The sequence below is a fragment of the Pseudacidovorax intermedius genome, from assembly GCF_001476815.1.
GTDB lineage: Bacteria > Pseudomonadota > Gammaproteobacteria > Burkholderiales > Burkholderiaceae_C > Xenophilus > Xenophilus intermedius_A.
In genome coordinates this window covers 1-7,772 of record NZ_LDSL01000119.1, presented here as the reverse complement: position 1 = coordinate 7,772, position 7,772 = coordinate 1, and the positions used below count along the sequence as shown (strand labels likewise).

4 protein-coding genes are annotated in these 7,772 nt (G+C 57.3%); 3 read left to right on the top strand and 1 reads right to left on the bottom strand.

Annotation, left to right across the window (positions count from 1 at the left end):
- Positions 1 to 272: 272 nt before the first annotated feature.
- The 3 genes from htpG to NS331_RS17825 all read left to right on the top strand — a co-directional run bounded on the left by htpG (position 273) and on the right by NS331_RS17825 (position 6,524).
- Positions 273 to 2,279 carry a molecular chaperone HtpG gene (gene htpG / locus NS331_RS17830; protein WP_058643305.1) on the top strand — a complete coding sequence of 669 codons (2,007 nt, stop codon included), beginning with the start codon at positions 273 to 275 and terminating at the stop codon, positions 2,277 to 2,279.
- A gap of 234 nt (positions 2,280 to 2,513) precedes the next feature.
- Entirely contained in the window at positions 2,514 to 5,552 is a 3,039-nt protein-coding gene (locus NS331_RS25670; protein ID WP_082702589.1) for an anti-phage protein, read from the top strand.
- A 210-nt stretch (positions 5,553 to 5,762) separates the two neighbouring features.
- On the top strand, positions 5,763 to 6,524 hold the full coding sequence (locus tag NS331_RS17825; RefSeq protein ID WP_082702588.1) for a 2-keto-4-pentenoate hydratase: 762 nt from the start codon (positions 5,763 to 5,765) through the stop codon (positions 6,522 to 6,524).
- 24 nt (positions 6,525 to 6,548) lie between these two features.
- Here NS331_RS17825 and purT read toward each other — a convergent pair whose 3' ends face one another.
- Positions 6,549 to 7,769 (bottom strand): formate-dependent phosphoribosylglycinamide formyltransferase, encoded by a 1,221-nt coding sequence (gene purT, locus NS331_RS17820; RefSeq protein WP_058643304.1) that lies wholly within the window; start codon positions 7,767 to 7,769, stop codon positions 6,549 to 6,551.
- Positions 7,770 to 7,772: the final 3 nt, after the last annotated feature.

Genomic DNA, 7,772 nt, shown 5'->3' with positions numbered 1-7,772 from the left:
GGCGGATTCTGGGGGTCAGACGGCGCCTACATGCCTTTTGGCCGCAACAAAACCGCAGTTGCGCGAAGAAGTTCACAGTTGGCGCGGATTGGCAGGGGGCGTGGCGGGCGGATGCCGGATCGAAGGCGCGCTCGGCGCAACACGCGCGGCGGTCCGTCGGCGTTGGCGGCGGTGGGCGGCGGCGCCCCTTGATAATTCCGCGCCCGCCCCGAACTGCCGGGGCGTTTGCATTTCCACCGACCGACCTCCAACCTCGACTGCCAGAGAAGAACATGAGCAAGAACACCCATTCCTTCCAGGCCGAAGTGGCCCAGCTCCTGCACCTGGTCACCCACTCGCTCTACTCCAACAAGGAGATCTTTCTTCGCGAGCTGATCTCCAACGCCTCCGACGCCTGCGACAAGCTGCGCTTCGAGGCCCTGGACAACGCGGCCCTGTACGAGGACGCGCCCAACCTCGAAGTGCGCGTCGCCTTCGACAAGAAGGCCCGCACCCTGAGCATCACCGACAACGGCATCGGCCTGTCGCAGCAAGAGGCCATCGACCACCTGGGCACCATCGCCAAGAGCGGCACGCGCGAGTTCATGAGCCGCCTGTCGGGCGACCAGAAGGCCGACGCCCAACTCATCGGCCAGTTCGGCGTGGGCTTCTATTCGGGCTTCATCGTGGCCGACCGCATCGTCGTCGAGTCGCGCCGCGCCGGCCTGCCGGCCGACCAGGGCGTGCGCTGGAGCAGCACCGGCACCGGCGACTTCGAGGTCGAGACCATCACGCGTGAGAAGCGCGGCACCAGCGTCATCCTGCACCTGCGCGAGGATGCCGAGGAGTTCCTCAACGGCTGGAAGCTCAAGCAGGTCATCAGCAAGTATTCCGACCACATCTCCCTGCCCATCCTGATGGAAAAGGAAGAGTGGAAGGAAGGCGAAGACGACAAGGGCGGCGAGATGGTCGCCACCGGCGAATGGGAGCCCGTCAACAAGGCCAGCGCCCTGTGGACCCGCGCCAAGAAGGACGTGACGGAAGAGCAGTACGTCGAGTTCTACAAGAGCATCAGCCACGACTACGAGGCGCCGCTGGCCTGGAGCCACAACCGCGTGGAAGGCAGCACCGAGTACACGCAGCTGCTGTACATCCCGGCCAAGGCGCCCATGGACCTGTGGAACCGCGACCACAAGGGCGGCCTGAAGCTGTACGTGAAGCGCGTGTTCATCATGGACGAGGCCGAGGCGCTGCTGCCCTCGTACCTGCGCTTCGTGAAGGGCGTGATCGATTCGGCCGACCTGCCGCTGAACGTCAGCCGCGAGCTGCTGCAGGAAAGCCGCGACGTGAAGGCCATCCGCGAAGGCAGCACGAAGCGCGTGCTGTCGATGCTGGAAGACCTGGCGAAGAAGGCCACGGCCGCCGCGCCCGCGGCTGCGCCTGAGACGCCGGCCGCCGACGGCGTGACCGACGTGGTCGACAAGAAGGAAGCTGAGCCGGCTGCGTCGGACGCCGATGCCGCCAAGGCCAGCGAGGACGCCGGCAAGTACGCGAAGTTCTATGCCGAGTTCGGCTCCGTGCTCAAGGAAGGCCTGGGCGAGGACTTCGCCAACCGCGACCGCATCGCCAAGCTGCTGCGCTTCGCCTCGACCACCAGCGACGCCGCCACCGTCTCGCTGGCCGACTACAAGGCGCGCATGAAGGACGGCCAGGAAGCCATCTACTACATCACCGCCGACACCCTGGCCGCCGCCAAGAACAGCCCGCAGCTCGAGGTCTTCAAAAAGAAGGGCATCGAGGTGCTGCTGATGACCGACCGCGTGGACGAGTGGGCGCTGTCGTACCTGACCGAGTTCGACGGCACGCCGCTGCAGAGCGTGGCGAAGGGCGCCGTGGACCTGGGCAAGCTGCAGGACGAGACCGAGAAGAAGGCCGCCGAAGAGGCCGCCGAGGCCTTCAAGCCGGTGCTGGAAAAGCTCAAGGCCTCGCTCAAGGACAAGGCCGAGGACGTGCGCGTGACCACCCGCCTGGTCGACTCGCCCGCCTGCCTGGTCGTGCAGGAGCACGGCATGAGCACCCAGCTGGCCCGCATGCTCAAGCAGGCCGGCCAGAAGGCCCCCGAGGTCAAGCCCGTGCTCGAAGTGAATGCCGAGCACCCGCTGGTCAAGAAGCTGGAGCGCGACGAGGCGCACTTCGATGACCTGGCGAACATCCTGTTCGACCAGGCGCTGCTGGCCGAAGGCGGGCTGCCGGAGGATCCGGCGGCTTATGTGCGTCGGGTGAATGCGTTGTTGGTTTGATGTCCTCGACAAGTTGAGCAAGAGCGCCACCGGCGCTCTTTTTTTTGGCCGATCTGCTTGCACTACTCGCCGCTTCAGAGCTATATTTTAAGAAAATTTAAAATTATTTAAATGATGTTCTACTAAATGTTTGGTCAACTTAACGATAATTGCTTTCGTCGCACGAAAAAATCAAGACATTTGAACGGCGTTCAAGATAAGTTGAATATCAAAAGTTAATATTAATAGTAAATCATGAATCAAAGAATTCTACTGCTTCATTTGAGTGATATTCATATTTCATCATCATCGGACTTGATTTTAGCTAAATCGTCAAAAATAGCTGCCGCGATTTTCCCCAGACTTCCCGAAATATCTACCCTTGCAATTTTAATTACTGGAGATGTTGCTTATAGTGGCACCTCAGCACAGTATGCGCTTGCTATCGAATTCATTGAGAGCATCAAAAGCGTAATTTTTAGAGAGAATTCAACTCTAAAAGTAGAGATTTTTGTATGTCCCGGAAATCACGATTGCGACTTTTCGCTGCACGACGATACGCGTGACGCTGTCATAGCCAAAATTCGCAATTTAGATGGCTCGGACCCCAGCAACTCGTTAATCAAAACTTCTACCTGCGTTCAGGACGCCTTTTTCAGTTTTAGAGATCAAATCTCGCCCCACAAGTGGTTACATGCTGACCGTTTGACTTGGCAGACGGTGCTATCCATTGGTGGACGAAGCATAGGCTTTAGATGCCTTAATGTTGCCTGGATGTCTGAGTTACGAGAAAAGCAGGGAACTCTAGTGTTTCCCCCCTCGGCTATTCAGCCGTTTGACTCAGAGGTGGACCTTTCAATAACTTTACTGCATCATCCCTTTAACTGGTTGGCCCAATCTACATATCGACCATTTTTGGCTGCCGTCCGACGGGAGAGCCACGTAATATTCTCTGGACATGAGCACTTCCAAAACGCGGTAGAAAACAACGATCTAAAAAATTCCATTAGTGTTTCAATAGATGGTGGAGTATTGTTTGAGAAGGGCTCCCCGGACCAATCTACATTCAATACGGTACTAATTGATTTGGAGACGCAGCACTATCTGACCGAGCTATTTTCATGGGATGGGAAACGATACTCTTCCCAGGTAGACGATGGTGAATGGGGCTCGCTAAGACCGTTACCCACAAAGAGCAGAGCGATATACGAACTAGAACCGGAATTCTCAAGATCTCTCAATGATCCCGGTGCAAATTTCAGCCATAGCGCAAAAAAGGACTTGGAAATAGATGATGTTTTTGTATGGCCAGAACTTCGTCTACTCGATGACCCCGCCCCTATCAAAAAACAAGTTACAGGGGCCTTTTTAGAAGATATTGAAAATCTAAATGGTGGCGTCTTCTTAAGAGGCGACGAAAAAGTTGGGAAGAGCACTCTACTTCGTCAATTTTTTAAGAGCTATTACAGCCGTGGATTTTTACCACTGTACTTCCGTGCGTCATGGTTCACCAAAATACACCGAACTGAACCGCTAAAGGCGTTGAAGTACGCACTAGACAGACAGTACAAACGATCAGGGAGAGATGCGTGGCTTCAAGAATCTAAAGAGTTACGTGTACTCTTTATCGACGACATCGATGGCTGCACTCTTTCGCCGGAAGGACTAGGAGAATGTCTAACCGGCTTATTCAAGTATTTTTCAGGATTTATTGTTACAGCTCGTGATGGAGCTGCGGCAATGGACATCTTAGCGCTGGAGAGAGTGGAGGCGCTGAGCGGATTTCAACAATACGAAATATTAGAATTTGGACATAAGAAGAGATTTGAACTAGTTTGCAAGTGGGCCGAGATAGGCGGCGAATCAGAAGACTCCGCAACTTGGTCTCAGACCATTGATAAATGGGAAAAAGATCTGACCACCGCTGTGGGGAGGCAATTCGTTCCAGCAGTTCCAATTTATCTTTTAACGCTCCTACAAAGTATTGAATCTGGCAGAACTGCCGACCTTCAGAACAGCGCGTTCGGCCATTACTATCAGTTTTTAGTAACCTCTGCATTGCAAAACGTGGGGATCGAGCGACAGCAATGGAGTGAGGTAATCAATTACTGTGCCAACCTTGCATGGTTCGTGCACTCCTTAGATCGCAAAAATATCTCCGAAAGGGAGTTCGAAGGATTCAATAAAGTTTTTAGCGACGAATTTACCCCTGTAGCATCTGGGCAAAGAAAACGGCATTTAATGCAAGCTAGCATCCTTGCCTCGGTGGAAGGACAATTGGAATTTAAGTATCCTTACCTCTATTACTATTTCTTGGGTCAATATCTGGCCGACCGCATTCATGAGGCGGAGATTCAGCAAGTAATAATTGGACTTTGCGAAGATCTTTATCTACGCGAGAACGCGAATATTTTACTTTTTACAAGCCATCATACGAAGAGCCCAGTTGTTTATGAGCAAATTGCTGCGGCGCTGGAAAAATGCTTCTCTGAAGAGCCTGTTTTTGACTTTAATCGTGATTCGGAACTCCTAAATCAACTTGTAGACTCGGCTCCTAGTCTTATTTATGAAGAAGATTCCACGCGTCGAACCCGTGCGAGCGTAAGAGAGAGCCAAGATAGAGTTGAAGAAGTTACGGCCGAATCTGAAAATGGTATTGCAGAAATTCCCTCTGCCATAACAAGACTTTTTAGAGGAATGGAAATACTTGGGCAGTTTCTGAAGAACCATTATGGCACCACAAAAAATCCAGTTAAAGATGAATTGATCGAAAAGTTACTTAGGAGCGCTCTTCGCGGCTTATATGGGGCAACAGTAATGATTAGAGAAGACGCAGTTTCTCTTGCCTCTTACATCGAAAGATTACTGGCAGAGGGACGGCCTGACTTATCTGCGTATGAATTAAAAATTAACGCAAAAAGAATTGTTTTTGATGTGATAGGAATAATTACTTTTGCCTTTATTCAAAAGGCGAGTACTACAGTCGGGTCCACTTATTTAAAAGATAACCTTTCTTCAGTTGTGGCCAAGAATCAGACCCTAGGCTATGAACTTATTGAGATGAGCTATCAACTAGATTTGCCAGAGCCAATTCCCTTTGCTCGCCTCAAGGCTTTGAACAAATCTGTAGAGAAGAATATTTTTTGTCAAGCACTGCTAAGTTCAATGGCGTTAAGGCACTTGCATCTTTTCAAAGTTTCCTACAAAGATAAACAGCGCTTATGCGATGAATTGGGCATCACTTTGCAGCGCCAATTAGCTTTAGATCACGATCGCCGGAGCAGACGCCATTAGCATTAAATTGTCGATTCAAAATTATTCCTTCGCTCTGACGCACCCGGGCGCCAGCTGTTATTTATTTACCGATCCACCGGCGTATGAAAATACGCAGACTCGGCGTCGAACGAGCCAACTTAACAATACGGCCCCTCAGGATCCATGTTAGTAAAAAAATGCAATGCGCTGAGCATACTGGGCAGCTGAATTTCTCAAGCATCTCCCTCAATGACTGCCCCATCTAATCTCGGCCGGCAACTCGCGTCCGCCCTAACCGACTCCCGACGCATCAAGCCAACCGGCTGGCTTCCCTCCGCCTCTACCGCCGCCAAGGCCTATGACGTGCAGGATGCGCTGCTCGCGCACTTGGGAAGTGGCATCGGCGGCTGGAAGGTCGGCGCGCCCAACGCCGAGACTGAGCCCAACTGCGCCCCCCTCCCCGCCTCTGGCATCCACGCCTCCGGCACCGCACTGCCCGCCGCGCGCTTCCCCGCCCGCTGGGTCGAGCTGGAAGCCGCGCTGCGCGTCGGCCAGCGGCTGGAAGTGCGCCAGGACATGCCCACGCCCACCGAACTCGCAAGCTATTTCGGCGCGGTGGTGCCCACGCTCGAATGCGTGGAAAGCCGCCTGGCGGCCGGCCGCGAGGCGCCGGCGCTGCTGCGCCTGGCCGATCTGCAGAGCCATGGCGCGCTGATCGTCGGCGAGCCGGCACCGCTCGCCCCGCAGGCGCTGGACCTGCGCACGCTGCAGGCCACGCTGCGCTTCGGCGAAGAAGAAGTCGCCCGCACCACCGGCGGCAATCCGGCGCAGGACGTGTGGCGGCTGGTGGCTTGGCTGGCGCGGCATTGCACCGAGCGCGGCGTGCCGCTGTCGCCCGGGCAGATCGTCACCACGGGCTCGTGCACCGGGCTGCTGGTGGCGCCGGTGGACACCGACGTGGTCGGTGCCATCGAGGGACTGGGCGAGGTTCGGCTGCGCTACGCGGCCTGAGCCTCAGGCGGGCTGGCAGCTCGCTCAGTCCGCCACGCGCGGCTCGACCTTCGACGCCGCCTCCTTGGCCCGCGCGCGGGCCGTGTCCACATCCTCCGCATGGGCCAGCGCCACGCCCATGCGGCGCTTGGTGAAGCTCTCGGGCTTGCCGAAGAGGCGCAGGTCGGTGCCGGGCACGGCCAGGGCCTCGGCCACGCCGTCGAAGACGATGCCGGTGGCATCCACGCCGCCGTAGACGACGGCGCTGGCGCCGGGGCTCTTGAGCGACGTATCCACCGGCAGGCCCAGGATGGCGCGGGCGTGCAGCTCGAACTCGCTCTGCCACTGCGTGGCCAGCGTGACCAGGCCGGTGTCGTGCGGGCGCGGGCTCACCTCGCTGAACCACACCTGCTCGCCCTTGACGAACAGCTCCACGCCGAACAGGCCCTGGCCGCCGAGGTCGGCCGTCACGCGCTCGGCGATGTCCTGCGCCTGGCGCAGCGCCTCCGCGTGCATGGGATGCGGCTGCCAGCTTTCCACGTAGTCGCCGCTGACCTGCAGGTGGCCGATGGGCGCGCAGAAGTGCGTCTGCACCTGGCCGTCGGCGCCCAGGGCCCGCACGGTCAGCAGGGTGATCTCGTAGTCGAAGTCGATGAAGCCTTCGACGATGACGCGGCCCTTGCTCACGCGGCCGCCGGCCATGGCATAGTCCCAGGCCTTCTGCACGTCGGCGGGGCCGTCGATCTTGCTCTGGCCCTTGCCGGAGCTGCTCATGACGGGCTTGACGATGCAGGGGTAGCCGATGCCCGTCTGGCCGTCACTGCCGTCGATGGCGGACTGCAGTTCGGCCAGCGAATCGCAGAAGCGGTAAGGGCTGGTGGGCAGGCCCAGCGTTTCGGCGGCCAGGCGGCGGATGCCTTCGCGGTCCATGGTCAGGCGCGCGGCGCGGGCCGTGGGAATCACGCGCACCCGACCGGCGGCTTCCAGCTCTTCGAGCTTGGCGGTGGCGATGGCCTCGATCTCGGGCACGACCAGGTGCGGCTTTTCGGCGGCAATGAGCGCCTCGAGCTGCGCGGGGTCGCTCATGGTGATGGTGCGCGCGTGGTGGGCCACCTGCTGGCCGGGCGCGTTGTCGTAGCGGTCGACGGCGATGGTCTCGACGCCCAGGCGCTGCAGCGCGATCAGCACTTCCTTGCCGAGCTCGCCGGAGCCCAGGAGCATCACACGGGTGGCGGAGGGGGACAGGGGGGTGCCGAGGCGGGTCATGGG

What these genes read in the sequence shown, in the direction of transcription:
- NS331_RS17825 (WP_082702588.1), top strand. Translation starts at nt 5,763, where the DNA reads ATGACTGCCCCATCTAATCTCGGCCGGCAACTCGCGTCCGCCCTAACC.
- NS331_RS25670 (WP_082702589.1), top strand. Translation starts at nt 2,514, where the DNA reads ATGAATCAAAGAATTCTACTGCTTCATTTGAGTGATATTCATATTTCA.
- htpG (WP_058643305.1), top strand. Translation starts at nt 273, where the DNA reads ATGAGCAAGAACACCCATTCCTTCCAGGCCGAAGTGGCCCAGCTCCTG.
- purT (WP_058643304.1), bottom strand. Translation starts at nt 7,769, where the DNA reads ATGACCCGCCTCGGCACCCCCCTGTCCCCCTCCGCCACCCGTGTGATG.